This window comes from Undibacterium sp. Di26W (assembly GCF_049340265.1).
Classification (GTDB): domain Bacteria; phylum Pseudomonadota; class Gammaproteobacteria; order Burkholderiales; family Burkholderiaceae_D; genus Undibacterium.
Genome location: NZ_JBMPOR010000005.1, coordinates 231441 through 252811 on the forward strand (window position 1 = coordinate 231441; position 21371 = coordinate 252811).

17 protein-coding genes and 1 tRNA gene are annotated in these 21371 nt (G+C 52.4%); 9 read left to right on the forward strand and 9 right to left on the reverse strand.

Annotation, left to right across the window (positions count from 1 at the left end):
• The first annotated feature begins 71 nt into the window (after positions 1-71).
• The 4 genes from ACO0LM_RS08900 to ACO0LM_RS08915 are packed head-to-tail and all read left to right on the forward strand — an operon-like array spanning position 72 to position 5252.
• Complete coding sequence (locus ACO0LM_RS08900; RefSeq protein ID WP_423036237.1) at positions 72-743, forward strand: ABC transporter ATP-binding protein; 672 nt, start codon at positions 72-74, stop codon at positions 741-743.
• Positions 740-2779, forward strand: a complete 2040-nt coding sequence (locus ACO0LM_RS08905) for an HlyD family efflux transporter periplasmic adaptor subunit (RefSeq protein WP_423036239.1) — start codon at positions 740-742, stop codon at positions 2777-2779. Before ACO0LM_RS08900 ends, ACO0LM_RS08905 begins: the two co-directional genes overlap by 4 nt.
• A complete protein-coding gene (locus ACO0LM_RS08910) occupies positions 2776-4020 on the forward strand; it encodes an efflux RND transporter periplasmic adaptor subunit (protein ID WP_423036241.1) in 1245 nt (414 codons plus the stop codon). The genes ACO0LM_RS08905 and ACO0LM_RS08910 overlap by 4 nt, the downstream gene beginning before the upstream one ends.
• Entirely contained in the window at positions 4017-5252 is a 1236-nt protein-coding gene (locus tag ACO0LM_RS08915) for an ABC transporter permease (RefSeq protein WP_422980741.1), read from the forward strand. The genes ACO0LM_RS08910 and ACO0LM_RS08915 overlap by 4 nt, the downstream gene beginning before the upstream one ends.
• Positions 5253-5349: 97 nt before the next feature.
• Here ACO0LM_RS08915 and nadC read toward each other — a convergent pair whose 3' ends face one another.
• The 4 genes from nadC to ACO0LM_RS08935 all read right to left on the reverse strand — a co-directional run bounded on the left by nadC (position 5350) and on the right by ACO0LM_RS08935 (position 11521).
• Positions 5350-6216 carry a carboxylating nicotinate-nucleotide diphosphorylase gene (nadC, locus tag ACO0LM_RS08920; protein WP_423036243.1) on the reverse strand — a complete coding sequence of 289 codons (867 nt, stop codon included), beginning with the start codon at positions 6214-6216 and terminating at the stop codon, positions 5350-5352.
• 42 nt (positions 6217-6258) lie between these two features.
• Positions 6259-7389, reverse strand: a complete 1131-nt coding sequence (nadA, locus tag ACO0LM_RS08925) for a quinolinate synthase NadA (RefSeq protein ID WP_423036245.1) — start codon at positions 7387-7389, stop codon at positions 6259-6261.
• Positions 7390-7507: 118 nt separating this feature from the next.
• Positions 7508-9559: a M13 family metallopeptidase gene (locus ACO0LM_RS08930; protein ID WP_423036247.1), complete on the reverse strand. Its 2052-nt coding sequence runs from the start codon at positions 9557-9559 to the stop codon at positions 7508-7510.
• 24 nt (positions 9560-9583) lie between these two features.
• Entirely contained in the window at positions 9584-11521 is a 1938-nt protein-coding gene (locus ACO0LM_RS08935) for a CocE/NonD family hydrolase (RefSeq protein WP_423036249.1), read from the reverse strand.
• 288 nt (positions 11522-11809) lie between these two features.
• Here ACO0LM_RS08935 and ACO0LM_RS08940 point away from each other — a divergent pair, with 288 nt between their 5' ends.
• A complete protein-coding gene (locus tag ACO0LM_RS08940) occupies positions 11810-12235 on the forward strand; it encodes a hypothetical protein (protein ID WP_423036251.1) in 426 nt (141 codons plus the stop codon).
• A gap of 103 nt (positions 12236-12338) precedes the next feature.
• Here the strand turns inward: ACO0LM_RS08940 and ACO0LM_RS08945 are convergent, their stop codons facing one another.
• Positions 12339-13295, reverse strand: a complete 957-nt coding sequence (locus ACO0LM_RS08945) for a chemotaxis protein (RefSeq protein WP_423036253.1) — start codon at positions 13293-13295, stop codon at positions 12339-12341.
• Positions 13296-13356: 61 nt separating this feature from the next.
• Positions 13357-14727, reverse strand: a complete 1371-nt coding sequence (gene ppnN / locus ACO0LM_RS08950) for a nucleotide 5'-monophosphate nucleosidase PpnN (protein WP_423036255.1) — start codon at positions 14725-14727, stop codon at positions 13357-13359.
• Positions 14728-14956: 229 nt separating this feature from the next.
• Between ppnN and ACO0LM_RS08955 the strand changes: the two genes are divergently transcribed.
• Positions 14957-15033, forward strand: a tRNA-Met gene (locus ACO0LM_RS08955).
• A 177-nt stretch (positions 15034-15210) separates the two neighbouring features.
• Here ACO0LM_RS08955 and ACO0LM_RS08960 read toward each other — a convergent pair.
• Positions 15211-15585: a VOC family protein gene (locus ACO0LM_RS08960; RefSeq protein ID WP_423036257.1), complete on the reverse strand. Its 375-nt coding sequence runs from the start codon at positions 15583-15585 to the stop codon at positions 15211-15213.
• Between the two features lie 398 nt (positions 15586-15983).
• On the opposite strand from ACO0LM_RS08960, the gene ACO0LM_RS08965 reads away from it, so the two are divergent.
• Entirely contained in the window at positions 15984-16208 is a 225-nt protein-coding gene (locus tag ACO0LM_RS08965) for a hypothetical protein (protein ID WP_423036259.1), read from the forward strand.
• A gap of 35 nt (positions 16209-16243) precedes the next feature.
• On the opposite strand, the gene ACO0LM_RS08970 is transcribed toward ACO0LM_RS08965, so the two are convergent.
• Complete coding sequence (locus ACO0LM_RS08970; protein ID WP_423036261.1) at positions 16244-16990, reverse strand: LytR/AlgR family response regulator transcription factor; 747 nt, start codon at positions 16988-16990, stop codon at positions 16244-16246.
• A gap of 53 nt (positions 16991-17043) precedes the next feature.
• A complete protein-coding gene (locus ACO0LM_RS08975; protein ID WP_423036263.1) occupies positions 17044-18081 on the reverse strand; it encodes a sensor histidine kinase in 1038 nt (345 codons plus the stop codon).
• Between the two features lie 219 nt (positions 18082-18300).
• On the opposite strand from ACO0LM_RS08975, the gene argH reads away from it, so the two are divergent.
• On the forward strand, positions 18301-19695 hold the full coding sequence (gene argH, locus ACO0LM_RS08980) for an argininosuccinate lyase (RefSeq protein WP_423036265.1): 1395 nt from the start codon (positions 18301-18303) through the stop codon (positions 19693-19695).
• Positions 19696-20221: 526 nt separating this feature from the next.
• Positions 20222-21370, forward strand: coding sequence for an ABC transporter substrate-binding protein (locus tag ACO0LM_RS08985; RefSeq protein WP_423036267.1), 1149 nt, complete (start codon positions 20222-20224; stop codon positions 21368-21370).
• Position 21371: the final 1 nt, after the last annotated feature.

The window sequence follows — 21371 nt, forward strand, 5'->3', positions numbered from 1 at the left end:
TTCGTGCGCTACAGCGCAAAAAATTGGAGTGCTGCGGCCAGATAATTTTTCACGCACAGATAAAAATTCGAATGATAAAACTGAATCAGGTACGCAAAACCTATAAACAGGGTGGGAATGAAATCCGGGCGCTGGATGGCATAGACCTGCATATCGCCACCGGTGAATTTGTCGCCATCATGGGGCCTTCTGGCTCGGGCAAATCCACCTTGCTGAACGTACTCGGTGCACTGGACAAACCCGACCATGGCAGCTACCTGTTAAATCAGGATGAGATCAGCGCCATGGATGACGATGCGGCTTCAGAAGTGCGAAACCGCAACATAGGTTTTGTGTTCCAGTCTTTTCATTTACTGCCACGCCTGACTGTACTGGAAAATGTATTATTGCCACAACGCTACAGCAAATCACCCGATGCTCAGGCAGAATCCAGGGCGCGCCAGTTACTGGAACGCATAGGCCTGGGACAGCGCATGGACCACAGACCCGGTGAATTATCCGGCGGCCAGTTGCAACGTGCGGCAATTGCCCGCGCCCTGCTAAACCAGCCAGCCCTGCTGCTAGCAGATGAACCTACCGGCAACCTGGATTCCAAAAGTGCCGCTGATGTATTGAGTCTGCTGGGTGAACTTCACTCAGGCGGGCAAACTCTGGTGCTGGTCACCCATGACCCGGCAGTGGCGGCAAAAGCACAAAGAACCATCCACCTTGCCGATGGCCGTGTTGCAGAGGTGAACGCATGAAGAACAATCCAACCATGACCGTGCGCAACCTCGCTGCATGCTGCCTGCCTGCGGCAATACTGATCGCCTGCCCCTTGTTCACGGATTCATCGCTGGCGCAGACCAAGGTGCCATCAGCAACAACATCAGCAACCACAGCCACAGCAAAAACCCGTCCCGTATTACTGACCGGTGAAGTCATCGCCAAAGATTCGCAAGCCATTTTTGTACCGCCATCCAATTCTTCTCCTGTGGTCTTGCGCAATTTCGTGGCAGAAGGCAGCAAGGTCAAAAAAGGCGATTTGCTGTTGCGTATAGAAACACCCAATAGTTCCAACATCGAACAACTGATCATAGGCATAGACCAGACACGCGCAAAAACCGAAGCCGAAGTCGCAAAGCTGGAAGTGACCGCGCTGGAAGCCGAGAAAAACCTGGTCACCGCCAAAGCCGCGCTGGCCAAGGCACTGGTCGATGCGGCACTGCCAAAATTACAGATTACAGCACTGGATTTCGATAAATACCAGGCAGAAAAAGAACGTGCCGAGCGCGATTTGAAAGTCAAGCAACTGGCTTTTGATGATGGTGCAGCCGCAGTCAGCAGAAGAAAATCTGACGGCGATCTGGAACTGCAAAAACAGCAGGTCAACGTCGCCTATCTCAAAGCACAACTGGCGCGTTCGGAAGTACTGGCCAGCCAGGATGGCATCGTCGTACATGGCTACAGTGCCTGGCGTGGCGAAAGGCTGGAAGAAGGTTCCAGCGCGTTTCCTGGCAATATCGCCGGTCAGGTCATGGGGTCGGGACATATGGAAGTCAAGGCCTGGGCGCTGGAAGCCGACAGAATCTACCTGGCCGAAGGCCAGCCTGTGCAACTGACATTCGATGCCCTGCCCGGTGTGACCATCCAGACCACCATCACCACCATCTCGCATGCGCCGGAAGAACATACGCGCTGGGGTTATGGGCGTTATTTTCGGGTAGATATCAAATTACCGGCGCAACTGGGCAATTATGTCCTGGCCCCCGGTATGAGCGTACTGGTAGAACCCTTGCAGGCAGCAAAAAAATCTGCCGCTGCATTACTGCCAGTAGCCAAAACAGTGAAAAACGAAACAGCCAATGAAATCACCATAGAGGGTGACATACAGTCACGCGTGGTCACCCCGATCGGGCCGCCTTCCATTCCCTACATCTGGCAATATACCCTGGCGCAAATGGCACCTGAAGGCAGTCTTGTCAAAGCAGGTGACGTCCTGGTGATGTTCCAGGCATCCGAAGTGCCGACGCAACTGGCCAGCCAGAAAAGCCAATTGAATGAAAAACAAAGGGCTATGGAAAAACTCAAGCTGGAACACGCTGAAGCAGAAAAAGCTGCCGACCTGGCTGTCGCCGAAGCACAAAGCAATGCTGAAAAAGCCGCCAGAAAAGCCACCATGCCGAAAGAGCTGATACGTCGCATTGACTACGACAAACTGGTGATAGAAAAATCCCTGAATGCCGATCTGGCAAGCTTGTCAGTCAAATTGCGCGCCACCCAGATTCGTGCCCGCAAGGCAGAAAAAATCGGACTGGAAGCAGAAATCGCCCAGTTGCAAGGCAAGATAGATGTGCTGCTAAAAGGTCAGAAGAACCTCACCGTGGTCGCCCAAAAGCCCGGTATGATGATTTATAAAACCAATTTCAGTGATGACAAATTCGCTGTCGGCAGCCAGGTCTGGGTGGGTATATCGGTAGCCAGTATTGCTGATCCGGATAAATTATTTGTCTCGGCCAAAGTACCAGAAGCACAATCCAATGCGATACGGGTGGGGCAAACAGCACGCATCAATATCCCTGGCGCAAACTTGACCCTGCCTGCCCGCGTCACTGGTTTAAGCACGGTCTTCCACAGCAAATCCACCACCCAGCCCATCATCGTGCGCGATGTGGAACTGGAGTTTGAACAAGCACCCAAAGGCTTGAAACCTGGTGCCGCCGTGCAGGCGACACTCTCAGTTGCTGGCTCAACTGCTGGCACCAACCCGGTCATCAAACCTGCCGTGGAGAAAAAATGATGTGCGCAAAAATAATCTCTTGCCTGGCGCTTACCCTGATGACATGTGCCGCCTGCAGCAATCAGCCAGAATCAGCCCCAGTGGCCACTGAAAATTTTGCCTCGCGCAACTGGAAAGAAAGCATCGTCGTCGATGGCGAAATCATTGCTGCCAACAAGACGCCGCTGACCGTGCCAGGTGAAGGCTGGGATAGCAGGACATTGATAGAAATGCTGCCCGAAGGCAGCCTGGTCAAGAAAGGCGAAGTCATCGCCCGTTTTGATGCTCCCAGATCACGCATGGAACTGTCACAGGCCGAGCTGGAATTGTTGCGCAAGGCCCTGGCAGAAGAAAACATACAGGCGAGCGATGCCAGCAGCCGCTCCAGCCTGTCCGCTGACAGTGCCAAGGTACAAAACGACCTGAGTCTGAGTGAACGCTACGCGAACGCTGACCTGGCTATTTTTTCACGCAACAAAATACTGGATGATCTGCAAGACGCAGGTTTCCTGAAAACCAAGCGTGGTTACCTGAACTGGAAAACCAGCCAGGTACAGGCGCGCAGCGCCGCCGAACAGGCGGTACTGGGCTCGCAAAAAGAAAGCGTCACCCTGAATGCCAACCAGCATCGCAAAAACCTGAGTGCGCTGGATTTGCTGGCTCCCCATGATGGTGTATTCTTATTGCAGGCAGGCTGGGATGGCAGTAAACCACAGATCGGTGCCAGCAAACGCCCGCGGGAAGAATTTGGTTCCCTGCCCGACCTGGAACAACTGGTCGCCAATTTCAATATTGAAGAAGGCCGCACTTTTGGCCTGAAACTTGGCCTGCCTGTGAAAGTACGCCTGGCCGGTAGCGGCAAGGAAATTGAACTCAGCATCACCAAGGTAGGCAATAGTGCCAGCGTCATGTCGCGTGAATCCCCGGTGAAATTCATCAACTTCGAAGCTGCATTCAAAAAAGAACAGGCGCAAGCGCTGGGGCTAAAACCCGGCCAGGCACTGATAGGCACCGTCAGTCTGATCAACCAAGCCAATGCCATGACCCTGCCGAATATCGCACTGGTCCAGGACGGGCCCAATTTTACCGCCTATGTCAAGGAAGGTGATCAAGTCAAAAAACAGGCCGTGACGCTGGGCTTGCGTGGCCCGGCCCGTAGCGAAATCAAGACCGGCATCAGCAACGGTGCACAAGTGGTTTTACTGCCTGAAACCAAAGCAAAAGACAAAACCAAAGAAACCGCCAAGGAAAAGAATTCATGAACCGCGCCCTGATCCTTGAAGCAGTCAACGAACTGCAAAGACGCAAATTACGTACCGGCCTGACCCTGCTGGGCATGATATTCGGCGTCGCCGCCATCGTTGCCATGTTGGCCGTGGGCGAAGGTAGCCGCCGTGAAGCGCTGCGTCTGGTGGCCGAACTGGGGCTGGACAATGTCATCGTCGAAAGCAAGCAAATCGATGACAAGCGCCTCAAAGAAATCCGTACCCGTTCGCTGGGCCTGTCTGCCGCCGATGCTGATGCGGCGCTGTCTGTCGTGCCTGGTGCCAAAGCGGTGGCACTCAAGAAAGAAATCAAGGTGGACCAGCTTGCCAGCGGCAGCCTGGTCGTCACGGCGCGCGCTTTTGCGGTATCCAACAGTTACGCCGAACTGGGCGGCCTGCAAGTGGGCCAGGGGCGCTGGCTGAATGAGGATGACGATGCCAGCCTGGCACCGGTATGCGTTCTGGGTCCGCGTCTGGCACATAAATTATTTGGTGACAGCAATCCCATAGGCGAGCGTATTAAACTCAATCATGCCTGGCTGGAAGTGGTGGGTGTGCTGGCCGACCGCGCACTCAGCAAGACTGAATTTGAAGGTGTGAAACTGGGCCTGGATGATGAACGCCTGTTCATGCCCTGGCAAACCGGACGTGCCCGTTTTCACTTCACCATGCTGGAAGATGAAGTCGATGGCATCAGCCTGCGCCTGGATGGTAAAACACCACCCGATATCGCCGCCCGCGTCTTGCAAAACCTGATAGAACAAAGACACGCCGGCACCGATGACACCAACCTCATCGTACCTATGGGCCTGTACCGCCAAAACCAGCAAACCCAGCGCATCTTCACCATCGTCATGAGTTCCATCGCCGCCGTTTCCCTGCTGGTAGGCGGCATAGGCATCATGAACATCATGCTGGCGAATGTGCTGGAACGCCGCCGTGAAATCGGCCTCAAGCGCGCCCTGGGCGCACGCCGGCGCGATGTCATTGAACAGTTTCTGGCAGAAGCCCTGGTGATTGCCTTTAGCGGTGCCATTCTGGGTGTGATACTGGGTGCCATTGCCGCCTACAGCATTGCCGCGCTGGCCGGCTGGTCTGTCGCCTGGTCGCCGGTCAGTCTGATTGTAGCCGTCAGTCTATGTATCGCAGTGGGGCTGGGCTTTGGTGTATTCCCGGCACGACAGGCTGCTGCGCTGGACCCGATTGCGGCTTTACGGACGGATGGTTAAACAAAAAATAAAGTAAAAATCTCGCCGATTTCAACTGAACCTGATTGCGTTTAGTTGAAGATTGGCGAGACTGCTATACAAACTGCATCAAACAGTGTCAAACGATCCGCAAAGAATAATCCGTCGCCTTGATATCCTTGGTCAGGCTACCGATAGATATGCGGTCGACCCCGGTTTCGGCTATTGCCCTGACCGATGCATGATCAATCCCGCCAGAGGCTTCCAGCAGTGCACGGCCAGCAGTGATGGTCACTGCTTCGCGCATCATGGTGGTGTTGAAGTTGTCCAGCAAGATGGAGGTGGCTCCAGCGTTCAATGCAGTCTGCAATTGCTCCAGGGTTTCCACTTCTATTTGTATAGTCACACCGGCATTCAGGCTCAGGGCCTGCTGCATGGCGGCAGCGACGCCACGGGCGGCGGCAATATGGTTTTCCTTGATGAGGATGCCATCGTATAAAGCCAGGCGCTGGTTTTTGCCACCACCTACACGGACAGCGTACTTTTGTGCCAGACGCAGACCCGGCAAGGTTTTGCGGGTATCCAGTATTGCTGCTTTTGTGCCAGCGATAATAGCAACGTATTTGCTGGTGGCGGTTGCCACGGCAGACAATAATTGCAGGAAGTTTAAAGCAGAACGTTCGGCTGTCAGCAAGGCCCTGGCAGGTGCCTTGATTTTGCAGACGATGGTGTTTGCCTTCATCTGTGCGCCTTCGGCGTATTGCCAGTCCACTTCGATAGTTGCATCCAGGGCCGTCATGACAGCATCGAACCAGGGGGCGCCACACAACATGGCGTCTTCACGCACGATGACTTGCGCCTGCACCACTTCGTCGGCTGGCACCAGCAGACATGTCAAGTCAACAGCACCGACATCTTCAGCCAGTGCATCGCTTATATTGCGTTCAAATGCTGTTTGCAAATCCGTGTCAAAGGGAAAATGCGTATTCTTTAAATTACCATGCATATCTAGTAAACCTCAATTAATTTTATTATTCTTGCGCAGTATTCAGGCTGGGCCTATGCCAGAAAACAGTTTGGCTTCTTTCGCCAAATCAGCAGAAGGACGCACATTGGCTTTTTTGGCTGCTGCAAAATCCAGCATGCGGTCTATGCAGACCTTGGCTTTTTGGCCAACAGCAGGGTCAACCTGAATTTCATTATTGCCGTTTTCCAGCACCTGCACCAGATTGCGCAAGCCATTCATGGCCATCCAGGGGCAATGTGCACAGCTCTTGCAGGTTGCGCTATTGCCTGCGGTAGGGGCAACGATAAAACGTTTTGTCGGTGCGGCCATCTGCATTTTGTGCAAGATGCCATTGTCGGTGGCGACGATAAATTCATCGGCATCCAGGGTCTGGGCTGCGTGGATCATTTGCGAAGTTGAACCCACCACGTCAGCCAGGGCAACCACGGCCGCCGGTGATTCAGGGTGAACCAGGATTTTGGCATTCGGGTGTTCTGCCTTCAGCAAATCCAGCTCTACTCCCTTAAACTCGTCATGCACGAGACAAGAGCCCTGCCACAGCAACATGTCAGCACCGGTCTGTTTCTGGATATACGCCCCCAGATGCTTGTCCGGTGCCCAGAGTATCTTTTTACCCTGCGCATGCAAGTGTGCAACGATGTCCAGGCCTATACTGGATGTCACCATCCAGTCAGCACGTGCTTTGACGGCAGCGCTGGTATTGGCGTAGACGACCACGGTACGGTCAGGATGGGCATCGCAAAAAGCGGCGAATTCATCGGCCGGACAACCCAGATCCAGCGAGCAGGTTGCATCCAGGTCGGGCATCAAAATGGTTTTTTCAGGGCTGAGTATTTTTGCGGTTTCGCCCATGAACTTGACGCCGGCCACGACCAGGGTTTTGGCGGGATGGTCACGACCAAAACGCGCCATTTCCAAAGAATCGGATACACATCCACCGGTTTCTTCTGCCAGATCCTGCAATTCGGCATCGACATAGTAATGCGCAACCAGGACCGCCTGTTTTTCTTTCAACAACTGGCGCACCCTGGCTTTCAGTTCCAGTCGCTCTATGGCTGAAGGTACATCAGGCACGCGTGCCCATGCGTTGGCGGTACAGCTACTGCCCACATCCATTTGTGGACGTTCAAATTCAACAACTTTGGTTTCCATATGGTCCATATCGCCCTACATATCTGGAGTGCACGCATGCTGCGACACTCTGATGACAAGAAATATCTGGCAGCTCAGGGGCATCCCCAAGCTGCATTCCAGGCCATAGTATACGCTCTTACCAGATATTTACCCGGGTCGCCGCTGGACGCAGAGGAGAACGCTCGCCCTTGCACTGGAAAGCATCAGAAAATTCAGGCATGTTTGCCAGTGGCGCAATGACGCGGTATTTGTCTGGTGCATGTGGGTCTATTGTCAGTTTCATACGCAGCATCTCGTCGCGTATCAGGCTGCGGAAGCTTTGTGCATTGGCAACAAAGAAACGTTGATCTACCGTCAAGCCATCAATCTCTTTGGCTTGTGGTTTATGTTCCAGCGACTTGTGCAGGGCTTGCAGGGCGACTTTCATCCCGCCCAGATCGGCAATGTTTTCACCGGCCGTCAGCTTGCCATTGATATGCAGTTTGTCGATAGGATTAAATTCGTCAAACTGTTTTTCTATGGCTTTGACGCGCAGCAGGAATTTTTTCTCATCCGGCTTGGTCCACCAGCTTTTCAGATTGCCTTCGGCATCATACTGACGGCCTTCATCGTCAAAGGCGTGCGTCAGTTCATGGCCAATGGTGGCACCGGTATTGCCATAGTTGGCAGCCGGGTCGGCATTCACATGGTACAAAGGCGGTTGCAAAATACCCGCCGGAAACACCATTTCATTCATGGTGGGATTGTAATAGGCATTCACCGTCTGTGGTGTCATGCCCCATTCATTCCGGTCTATGGGCTTGCCCAGCTTGGCCAGGTTGCGCCTGAATTCGAATTCTGCCGCGCGTGCCATATTCGCTGCATAAGGGCCAGTGTCGATTTGCAGATTGCTATAATCACGCCAGACATCGGGATAACCTATCTTGACGATCAGGGTATCGAGCTTTTTGTAGGCCTGCTGCTTGGTCGTATCCGACATCCATTCCAGCTTGCTGATACTGTCGCGCATGGCCAGCTTGATGTTGTCCACCATTTCCAGCACACCCGTCTTGGCTTCAGGACCGAAGAATTTCGCTACATACAATTCCCCCATGGCTTCGCCTGCCATGACATCAATCGCATTCAAGACGCGCTTCCAGCGTGGTTGCAACTCTTTGGTGCCAGCCAGGGTTTTGCCGTAGAAATCGAAGTTGGCGTTGACAAAGTCTGCACTCAAGTCGCGGGCAGCAGCATTGGTCAGTTGCCAGCGCAAATAGGTTTTCCATTGATCCAGGCTGACACTCTGCATCATGCGCCCGGCTTCGGCGATGAATTTGGGGTGTGCCAGATTGAACTGCCCGGGCTGGGCCAGACCCAGCGCATTGAAATAAGCCGCCCAGTCGGTTTTCTTATCGCTCTTTTGCAGGGCATTCAAATCTGTCAGGTGATAGCTGGCTTGTGGATCGCGCAATTCCACCTTGGTCAGCGATGCCTTGGCCAGACGGGTTTCCAGCGTCATGACGATAGCCGCATGACGCTTGGCCTGATCTTGCGCGTCACCCAGCAAGCTAAAAATCTGTGCTACATAGGCCAGGTATTTGTTGCGTATCTCTTTGGTTTTGGCGTCATTCTTCAGGTAATTGTCGCGGTCTGGCAAACCCAGGCCGCCCTGCATGATTTCTGGAATATAACGTGTGGTGTTTTTTGCGTCCTGATCAACAGCAAAACCAAACAATGGCATGACGCCCTGCTTATGCAGACCAGCGATCACGATCAGCAATTGCTGGCTATCCTGGATGGCATTGATTTTTGCAAGCTGTGGCTCCAGCGGTTTAGCGCCCTCTTTTTCTATCTGCGTCTCGTTCATGCCGCTGGCATAAAAAGCACCAACGAGTTGCGCTGCACGACTCTTGCCTTCGCCGTTGGCGGCGGCCTCCGCAATCTGTTTCAGCGCAGCCAGATTTCTTTCCGTGACTTCGTCGTAGGCGCTATAACGTGCGCGATCCGCAGGGATGGGATTGGCTTTCAGCCATTCCCCATTTGCATACTGAAAAAAATCCTTGCAGGGATCGGCCTTTTTATCCATGGTCATGGATTCCAGCACCAATTGATTGGAGGTGGCAGTTTCAGCCATCGCCAGATTGCCCATGCATGCCAGGCCCACCAGACTGGCCAGCAGGCTACGTTTAAGAATATTTTTTGTTTCCATTTTTTATTTCCCTCTTTTTTGTATTTATTGCGGCAATACCTGCACAACCAAGCCCGAATACTGTCCTGGCGAACGATACACCCGCTGCGTCGCCTTCTGGAAATCTTCAGGATTGGCCTTGGGGATATCCATGAATTTTTGCGGATTCAAATCCACCAACGGGAACCAGGTGCTTTGCACCTGCACCATGATGCGATGGCCGCGCCGGAAAGTATGCTGGATGTCCGGCATGGTATAGCTGATGGCAGCTACCTTGCCCGGCTCAAAAGGTTCGGGTTTTTCGAAGCTGTTACGGAACTTGCCGCGCAAAGGTTCTCCCCGCACCAGTTGCTGGTACCCCGCCATGGTGACTGCAGGTGGCTGCACGTCGTTGGCCCGGTCGCGCACCACCTGTTTGTCTGGATAGGTGGATGGATACACGTCGATCAGTTTCACGATCCAGTCAGCATCCGTACCAGACGTGGACACAAACAATTTTGGATTAACCGGCCCGACCAGGGTGACATCTTCTTCCAGTGGCGCGGTCTGGTAGACCAGCACGTCGGGGCGACTGGAAGCAAAACGCTGGTCAGACACCACATATTCACGCGGTGCGCCGGTTGCTGCGTAAGAAATGAAAGGCACGGGCTTTTTGGGGTCGCTGATGTATTCATCAAAGGTATTGAATTCGGTCTGCGGTTCTTTCCAGCTCAGGCTGCCATCACTGCCAAAATACAGCGTACGCTTTTGTGCCTGCTGTGGTGGCCAGCTGGCATATTCACGCCAGACATTGGTGCCAGTTTCAAACACGGTCACCTCTGGCAAAGCCTTGCCGCTGGCACCTTTCAAATACTGCTCGAAGAAAGGGAAGACAATATTCTTGCGGTAGTATTCGCCGGTCTTGGTGTCGAAATTCACATTCCCCAGCGATTTGCCATCGGCACCACTCCAGGCACCATGCGACCATGGCCCCATCACCAGACCGTTGTAATACCCCTTGTTATTGTTTTTGATGCTGTGATAAGTCGTCAATGGCCCTTGCGGATCTTCAGCGTCATACCAGCCACCGACGGTCAACACGGCAGCCTTGATGTTTTTCAGGTGGGCAGCGATATTTCTGCTTTTCCAGAAATCGTCATAACTCGTATGTTCTATCGTCGGTATCAGCAACTCGCGCTGTTTGTCTGTCAGTTGCGCCGTGATGTTTTTCAGGCTCATGTGTTTGAGGAAAAACTCATAACCATCGGATGTACCAAAGTCGAATGATTCCCAGCGTTTGGGCAAGGTCGTCGGATTTTTTTCTATCGTAAAGCTGGAATAAAAACCAAAATTGGCCGCCAGCATGAAAGCTCCACCATGGTAGGAATCATCCCCCATGAACAAGTCTGTGACCGGTGCCTGTGGCGATGCGGCCTTGATCGCCGCATGCGAATCGATGATGCTGGCCGAAGTATAAAAGCCAGGGTAAGAAATACCCCAGATACCGACCTTGCCGTTATTACCCCTGACGTTTTTCAACAGCCATTCAACGGTGTCATACATGTCCTGGCTTTCCACACCTTCGCCAGCCTGTTTGTTGGCTTTGACGTGAGGTGTCATTTCTTGCCACACACCTTCCGACATAAAACGACCACGCACATCCTGCTTCACGAAGATATAACCACTTTGATCAAATTCTTTCGATGGCCCCAGTGAAGAAGGATAAAAATCCACTCCATAGTGTGACTGATCCCCCTCGTGTACACCGCTGCCATAAGGGGAACGGTTCATCAGGAAAGGATAGGTCTTGCTGCTGTCCTTGGGTACATAGACAACCGTGAACAGGCGCGCACCATCACGCATGGGGATTTGGTATTCGTACTTGGTATATAGCTCGCGTATGGCAGGCTTGGCAGCTTCAGGGGTATCCGCCATGGCTGATTCGGCATAGGCCGGGAAGCTGGCAAATAAGGCAAGCGCACACAAGCTTGCACATTTTTTCATCAGAAATTGCATAATATCCTGTATAAACTGGGTCTGGTTTAGGGGGGCTTGTATCAGGGTTTATTTCTGGGCTTGCTACAAAGCTTCAATCCGGGTGTAATTGAAGACTACATGCAGGACAAAATCGACGACTCTGGCGGCTATCTGCGGTTGCTGCGTCACCGTCGCGCTGATTTTGTCAAGAAAGCTCAAGAATAGTAACTGAGTGTAATTCCAGCAATAAGTTTCCTGTTTTCGTCCTAAGCTATAGAATCACCCTGAAATTTATCATTATATTGTCAGAATATCATGAACACACTGAAAAGAATTCTTCTGGTCTGCAGTTTGCTGGCGGTTAGCTTCCCGGCTATGGCGCACTCCAGCCACTTCCGCCCACGAGTCAGCCTGGGGATTTCGATTAACCCGTTTCCGATTTATTACGGCGCACGTTATTCCTACGGCTCGCGCTACTATCCGTATGACTATGGCTGGCCGTATTACAGCAGCGTGGTGATTGCCCCTTCTGTCAGTTATGTTGCACCGGTCACCCGCTACACAGAGGTGATAGAGCAGCCCTACAGCAACGAAAGCAATGTCATCAGCCAGCCAGATGTTAATCCGCAAAACAATGTGGGCAAAGACTGGCTGTATTGCCACCAGCCCGATGGTTTTTACCCTGCAATCAAAAACTGCCCTGGCGGCTGGCAACGCGTGCCGGCAGCGACTTCCAGATAGCTGATACCGGGTCAAGAAAATAAAAAAGGGTGCAATATTCATTGCACCCTTTTTACTTAGCCTGCATCTACAAAATATCTGAAAAATACTTGCTTTTCACACTTTATTTTGCCAATACAGCGCGTATGGTTGCGGCCAATTCTTCGGCAACAAATTTGGCAACGTAGGCGTCCGCGCCCACGGTCTTGATATGGTCTTCGTTGGTGGCACCAGACAATGAAGAATGAATCACTACCGGCAAGAACTTGAAGCGGTCGTCGTTCTTGATTTTACGTGTCAGGGTAAAACCATCCATCTCTGGCATTTCCAGATCCGTCAATACCATCGACACCTTGTCGCGCACGCCCTTGCCTTCTGCCTGTGCCGCTGCTGCCAGGGACTGTAATTTCTCCCAGGCTTCCTTGCCGGTCTTGGTCATGATGAACTGGGCACCCATTGCCGTCAGCGCCTGCTCAATCAAGCCACGAGCTACTGCAGAATCATCAGCTGCCAAAATAGCAGAACCAGGTATCATCTGCAGCTTGGCACCGATAGTTTCCGGGTCGACATCCTTGGTATCAGACGGCGTAATCTGACGCAAAATCTGCTCCACGTCCAGCACCTGTGCCAGACGGGTATTTTCTGTATCGCCATCCAGACGGGCAATGCTGGTCACCATACCACCCGCCGCACTGCTTTCCGCCGACAAGACCTGGCTCCAGTCCAGACGGACGATTTCTTCCACCGATTCCACCGCAAAACCTTGCGTGGTACGGGCATATTCAGTCACCAGCATGATATTCAGGCCAGTCTTGGGCTTCAGACCCACCACTGCCGGCAAATCAATCACAGGGATGATTTGCCCACGCAAATTCACTACCCCCAGCATATGCGGCATCGCCCCGGCCATGCCGGTGATGGTAGGCATGGCAACTATTTCGCGTACCTTGAAAACGTTGATGCCAAACAACTCAGATCGCTCGCTACTGCCATCCGTACCCAGACGGAACAGCAACAGCTCAAATTTGTTCGATGCGGTGAGGTTGGTACGTTCGTCAACTTCCTGTTGTACGGAACTCATGTCTGTTTTCCTCAAAAGTGATAGGACCAAGCCTATTATCCTACGGTTTGACTGCCACGCATTACTTTATAACACGGTAGCAAGGGGTATAAGCCTTGCCCGGCAACTTCATACGGCTTTGGGCTACAAAGGATGCCAGCAAGGTATCCATTGATGCCATTATTTCACTATCGCCACGAATTTCAAAATGTCCATGCTTTTCTATCGCCCGTATGCCCTGGTTCTTGACATTACCGGCCACCACACCCGAGAAGGCACGCCGCAAATTGGCTGCCAGCAAATGGGTTTCCTGGTTTTTGTGCAAAGCCAGATTACGCATGTTTTCATGCGTGGGTTCAAACGGTTTCTGGAATTCGGCATCGATTTTCAGTAACCAGTTGAAATAATAGGCATCACCCCTGGCCTTGCGGAATTCGCGTACCTTCTTGATACCGGCATGTACTACCTGTGCCACACGGGCCGGATCATTCACTATGATCTGATAACTCTTTTGTGCTTGTGGGCCCAGGGTTGCCGCAATGAACTGGTCAATCTGGCGGAAATAATCTGCCGCGCTTTCCGGCCCGGTAAAGATCAATGGGAAAGGCAATTCAGCATTGTCGGGGTGCAGCAAAATCCCCAGAAGGTACAAAATCTCTTCTGCCGTACCGGCACCACCAGGAAACACGATGACAGCATGGCCCACGCGCACAAATGCTTCCAGTCGTTTTTCTATATCCGGCAAGATCACCAGATCATTCACGATGGGGTTAGGCGCTTCAGCAGCGATGATGCCAGGCTCGGTAATCCCCAGATAACGCCCGGTGGTCACCCTTTGCTTGGCATGACCGATGGTCGCACCCTTCATCGGGCCCTTCATGGCACCTGGGCCGCAACCAGTGCAGATATCCATGCCACGCAAGCCCAACTGGTAACCTACCTGCTTGGTGTAATCATATTCTGCACCCGAAATCGAATGCCCGCCCCAACACACCACCATATTCGGGTTCACTTGCGGGCGCAGCAGATTGGCATTGCGCAAGACATGGAACACGGCATCACTGATGCCTTCCGTGGTGTCCAGATCAAACTTGCTGTCATCGCCAATTTCAGCCTTGATAAACAGGATATCGCGCAACACGGCAAACAAGTGTTCCTGTATGCCCCTGATCATCACGCCATCCACAAAAGCACTGGCAGGTGCACCCTTGACATCAAGCTTGATGCCACGCTCGCGCTGTACGATGCTGATATCAAAACTCTTATAGCGTTCCAGCAATTCCTTGCCGTCATCGAGGCCACTGCCGCAATTCAGTACAGCCAGCGCGCAACTGCGAAACACCTGGTACAAACCGCCATGACTATTGTCCAGCAATTGCAGCACTTCGGCCTTGGATAACACTTCCATCCGGCCTTCCGGGGAAATCTGGGTGTCGATTACTTCAAATTCCATGACTACTTTTTCACTCCTGAAAATAGCGCACAGGCTTGCTGCGCATGACTATACTGCCAAGCATACCGTACATCCATTATGCATGGATTTCTATCCAACTTCCGCAATAGCGATGTTTTTTTGATGCAAGAATTTGCGAACAATTGTTGCGGTGCTAAATCGTATAAAAATATTTACACATATAGATTGTAAGCCACACCGATGCCATGTACAATTCGCTTCCTTCAGACGCGGGGTGGAGCAGTCTGGCAGCTCGTCGGGCTCATAACCCGAAGGTCGTAGGTTCAAATCCTGCCCCCGCAACCAAATTGACAACACGCCACCGGCTGCGTTTAGCAGCTTTTCGGTGGCGTTGTTGTATTCAGCATGGGTATTGCCATCGCTACTGAGAATATCGCGCATCGAGCGATCAAGATGCGTGTCACGTACGATAACAGCGGATAACAGCGAATAACAGCGGACGGCAGCGCCTGAATAGAAAAATCAGGGCTCGGGTTCGTGATACACCGCTTCGATGTTGTGGCCGTCCGGACCAATGACAAAAGCGGCATAGTACCTGCCCTGATATTGCGGGCGCAGACCAGGCGCACCATTGTCTTTGCCACCAGCTTCAAGCGCTGCGTGATAGAAGGCATCAACTTGCTGGCGACTCGCGGCCCGGAAGGCCAGGTGAAGATGCGCCGGCTTCTGCTCGGTTTGGTACAGGCACAATGAGACTTCGTCTTTTGCACAAAGCTCGACACCATACGTCGGAACCCCCTCAGATACCACAGCGACGCCGAGCGGTTCCAGCGCTTTGAGGAAGAAGGCTTTGCTCGCAGCATAGTCGCTGACTCCGAATTTGACGTGATCAAACATGGCTTATCCTTAAGTGTGTGCTTGCATGAGGGCAAACTTGCTTTAAAGTGCTAGAAAATGTTAAATGGAAATTAGCAGAAAAGTTCAAATGAAGCAATTTTTGTGCATCCTTTCGACATCTTTTTTGCCGCACTTAATTGAAAAAACTTCGGTATAATCCTAAAAAAGATCAGTGCCTGAAAACGCTTTGATTTCATTGGATATTTTGGTTTTTTTGCCTGACAGATTTCGGGGCACTTAAACCGAAAGTCGCAGATTTCCCCCCACGAAACCAAGATTTTTCCATTGCATTCGCACGCCGTCAACAAACACAATCCCAGCCTTGGTAATTCAATGCAATCTTCCATCAGCAGACATCCACAACAACCAATACTTGCCAGCCTCACTCATTTAGCCTGATGAAAGACAACAAAGATAACACCACCCTGGAATTGCCGGGCTTTGGTGAACCATTGCCGCTAACACGCGAGCCGAGAAAAGTGGTTCAGCTGGTGCAGCGCCAGGGCAAGAAGCAGGAACAGTTGGAATTACTGGAGGTACTGGGGCCGACGGATTGCAGTGGCTTGCCAGCATGGGTGCATGATGAAAATACGGATCTGACTGGTTTGCCGGTCTGGCGCTAAGCCACCGATACTGTTACCACAAACTACGACCACCACTACATACGCACCAGCGCCTTGATGACCGGCCATTGCCGGCGTGAGATGGGCAGGCGTTCGGTTGCGCCGGACACAATCACCTGCCAGGATTCGGATATTTTTTCCTGGCCGGCTTCTGCATCAACCACCTGCACTGCTCTTTCCACACCACTGATTGCAGCCCGCGCCACCAGGGCATTGCGATGCACCCTGACCAACAGGTCGCCGAGTTCAGTTTCGATCGATGTCAGCGATTCTTCCACCAGATATTCACGCTGGCTGGTATGCAGGGTGACGTATTTCTGTTCGGCTTTAAGGAATAGCACCTCGACTACCGGCACCAGCAAAATGCGCCCTCTTTCCAGCACAGAAAAATGCTTGCGCCTGGGGATGGCATTATCACCACCCACCACCGGCAAGGTGGCAGGACGGCCATCGCGGATCTGTTCGGCGACGCGCTGGATGGCATCCTGCAAACGGCTGGCGCGCACGGGCTTCATCAAATAATCCAGCGCATGCACTTCAAACGCCTTGACGGCGAATTCGTCATACGCCGTCACAAATATGATGGAAGGCTGACGGAAGCCAGCCTGATGCCGCCCCAGGTGCTGTGCCAGTTCTATGCCGCTCATGCCTGGCATTTGCACATCCAGCAGCAAGATATCAGGTTGCAGAGTGGCCAGTTGATCCAATGCAGAGATGGCGTTTTCTGCTTCACCCAGCACTGCCGTTGGACAATCTGCCTGTATGTCGGACAAAAGGGTCATCAACCTTTGCCTGGCAGGGGCTTCGTCGTCAACGATCAATATCTTGGGAATCATCATCTCTTGGCAGGAAAATGCAGTCTGATTTCAAATTGCGCGTCCTTCACACCGTACTGCAGTTGCGCTTCAATATCATAGAGCAAACTTAATCGCTGCCTGATGTTTTCCAGCGCCATTTGGTTACCAGATGTTAAATTGGCGTTAGCATGATACGGGTTGGTAACAATTATTTCGACCTTGTCCAGCAAGCGCCCCAGCTCCACACTTATCCTGGCTGGAATGACTGAGGGTTCGACGCCATAATGCACGGCATTTTCCAGCAGTGGCTGCAATAGCAATGAAGGTATTTCGATTTCCTTCATGTCTTGCTCACTCAGCCTGTCACTGGCCCACTCTACCTGCAGGCGATCACCCAGTCGTATTTTTTCGATTGCCAGATATTGCTCGCACAGGCGCACCTCTTCGCGCAAGCTGGTCATGATGCGGTTGTCACGCATCAGTACCCGGAACAGGTCAGCCAGATCTTCCAGCATCAGTTCTGCCCGACGTGGCTCGGTACGGATCAGCGCCAGTGCTGTATTGAGGCTATTGAACAGAAAATGCGGACGGATGCGTGCCTGCAAAGCCTGCAGCCTGGCTTCGCCCAGCGCGGGTGAAAATGCACGGGCGCGCAATTCGAAATACTGCTGGAACGCCAGCCCCAGCAAGAAGCAACTGAACATCGCGAAATTAATATCGAAATGCGGGAAAGAGTATTCAAACCATTCCATGTTTTTCAGATACATCAAGTACAGGCCGGCAATTGCCGCTGGTAACAAGCCGCATAGCAAGCGCTGCAACCAGGGCTGAAAGGGAAAACGCATGGCCAGCCTGCGCAGGTTACACAGCAATAACAGCGACACCAGGCTGATGGTTTCCAGCAGGATGGCGCTCTCCAGGAAATTCTGCAGCACGAGATACCAGTTATCGCCACGCGCCCACAACACCAGCATGCCCACTATATTGACCGTCACCAGCACACGGGATATCACGCCGACATTGCAACAATCGGGGATCAGGGGTTCATCTTGTGGCAATGTGTTTTTTTTCGTCATTCTTGTTTCATTGAGGTGGACCACACGTGCATGAGGTGCTGACTACGTCCCCAATGCCTGACCAAATTGCATAAAAAACTGCAAAACCTGCGATATTGCACCGGGATTATTGGCATTTTGCGCATGTAAGGCGCCAAGTCACGGGGTATTGCAGGCCAAAATCTGGGATAATCTGCACCAATCTTTAAGCAAACGCAGCCAAATTGGCAAACTATTACTATGACATCACAATTCAATAAAAAAAGCGAGGCATGGTCTGCCCGCTTCTCGGAACCTGTCTCAGATCTGGTGAAACGCTATACCGCCTCGGTGTTTTTTGACAACCGCATGGCTGCTTTTGATATCCAGGGCTCGCTGGCCCACGCCGAGATGCTGCAGGCACAACACATCATCAGTGCCCAGGATTATGCCGATATCCAGCGCGGCCTGGCACAGATACAGTCAGAAATCGACAGTGGCAAGTTTGAATGGCTGCTCGACCTGGAAGATGTCCACCTGAACATAGAAAAACGCCTGACCGAACTGGTAGGCGACGCTGGCAAACGCCTGCACACTGGCCGCTCACGCAATGACCAGGTCGCCACCGACATCCGGCTGTACATGCGTAGTGCCATCGACAATATCGTAGTGTTGCTGGCCGACTTCCGCAGTGCCTTGCTGGACCTGGCTGAAAAAAATGCCGACACCATCCTGCCTGGCTTTACCCACATGCAGGTGGCCCAACCGATCACCTTTGGTCATCACATACTTGCCTATGTTGAAATGTTTGGCCGTGACAGCGAACGCATGCTCGATTGCAGAAAACGTGTGAATCGCCTGCCGCTGGGTGCAGCTGCCCTGGCTGGTACCACCTTCCCTATCGACCGTGAACGCGTTGCCAGGACGCTGGGCTTTGATGAAGTCTGCTATAACTCGCTGGATGCTGTCTCTGACCGCGATTTCGCCATTGAATTTTGCGCTGCTGCTGCGCTGATCATGACGCATATTTCCCGCATGTCGGAAGAACTGGTGATCTGGATGAGCCCACGCGTCGGCTTCATCGATATCGCGGATCGTTTCTGCACCGGTTCGTCGATCATGCCGCAAAAGAAAAACCCTGATGTGCCAGAACTGGCGCGTGGCAAGACCGGGCGCGTCAATGGCCACCTGATTGCCCTGCTGACCCTGATGAAAGGCCAGCCACTGGCCTACAACAAGGACAACCAGGAAGACAAGGAACCATTGTTTGATACCGTGGACACCGTGATCGACACCCTGCGCATCTTCGCCGACATGGCTGGCGGCATCAGCGTCAAGCCGGAAGCCATGCGTGCAGCAGCGCTGCAAGGCTATGCCACAGCAACCGACCTGGCCGATTACCTGGTCAAGAAAGGCCTGCCTTTCCGTGATGCCCATGAAGCCGTGGCACTGGCGGTACGCACCTGCGTTGACAAGGCTTGCGACCTCAGCGATATGTCACTGGAAGAATTGCGCGCCTTTTCCAGCCTGATCAATGAAGACGTATTTGAAGTACTGACACTGGAAGGCTCGGTTGAAGCCCGTAACCATATCGGCGGCACCGCACCAAATCAGGTAAAAGCAGCGATTGCCCGCGTACGTAAGCAACTGGCATAAGAACCTGTGTACGATCTTACTGCGCGAGCGCAATCGGAGTCCACGCGGGGCTCATGCGCTGCTCAAAATGCTCATGTACTTAAGTACATTCCGCTTTTTGCGCGGCTCTTCACCCCGCTGACGCACGCTCGCTACAGATCGCAAACAGGTTCCAAGCACCAATAGCCCTACAACAGCCCCACAAACAACAGTCCCTGCTCATGCCAGCGCACCTGCTTACGCAGTCGCTGGCATGCTCGCCCCCTCTCCGGCCCAGCATTTCCAGGCCAAAAAATCAGCCTCGTCAGTAGTACTACTTAAGTAATGGATATTGCATCGCAGCATGGCGTTTTATTGCTGCTGCGGTTGCCAGCCAATACAATCCTTCGTGACAATAAACATCCAATAAGTTTAGCGATCTCGCTTTCCTTGCATCTGGACAGGCAAATTCGTTCTGAATAGCAAGAGATACGAACAACACAATTCATCTGTTCCGTGTTGCTAATTGCGAATCGCAAGAGTCATCATAATTTTTCAGGAGATCACCATGTCATACCGTCTTAAATTGTTAGCTGCTACCACCCTCTTGGCCTATTCCACATTGAACCAGGCTGCTGATATCAAAATCGGCGTTGCCGAAGCCCTGACCGGCCCTGCAGCCAAATATGGTGTTGCCATCAAAAATGGTTTCACACTGGCGGCAGACCAGATCAATGCCAAGGGTGGTGTGAACGGCAACAAGATACAACTGGTGGTTGAAGATGAACAGGGCAAAAAAGAAGAAGCAATCAATGCCTTCAAAAAATTGCTGTTCCAGGAAAAAGTATTAATGATTTTTGGCCCTACCCTGTCCAATTCGGCCTTTGCTGCTGACCCGATTGCCAACGCCACCAAGACTGTCGTATTTGGCACCAGCAACACCGCTGACGGCATTACTAATATGGGGCCTTTCACTTTCCGCAACTCCGTCATGGAAGCGGACGTATTGCCAGTCACCACACGCGCAGCGGTCAAACAATTCAATATCAAGAAAGTGGCCGTCCTGTACGGCAATGATGATGCCTTTACCAAGAGTGGTTACGACGTTTTCAAAAATGCCCTGACTGAACAAAAAATCCAGGTCACGGATACAGAAACCTATACCAAGGGTGACGTGGATTTCAAAGCACAGTTGACCAAGATCAAAGCGTCCAATCCAGACGCCATTGTCTGTTCCTGCCTGGCAGAAGAAGCGGCGAATATCATCCTGCAAACCCGCTCTCTGGGTATGAAGCAGCCGTTCATAGGTGGTAACGGCTTCAACTCGCCAAAACTGTTTGAAATCGCCAAAGACGCTGCCGACAATACCCTGATGGGCAGCCCATGGTCTGCCGAAAACCAGTCTGCTGCCAACAAGAGCTTCATGGCTGACTACAAGGCAAAATTTGGTTCCGACCCTGACCAGTTTGCTGCGCAGGCATTTGACGCGCTGCAAATCGTTGCCGAAGCACTGAAAAAAGTCAGCCTGAGTGGTAACCTGGAAAAAGATCGCCTGGCATTGCGCGACGCCTTGCCAGCCGTGAAGATGGAAGGCGCCACCGGCAAATTCGCATTCCGCCGTGCTGCCCCCAAAGATGGCAAGGAAGCTGGCTACGATGCGCAGCAAGATGCCATCGTCAATATTGCCAAAGGCGGCAAATTTGTATTGTTAAAATAAA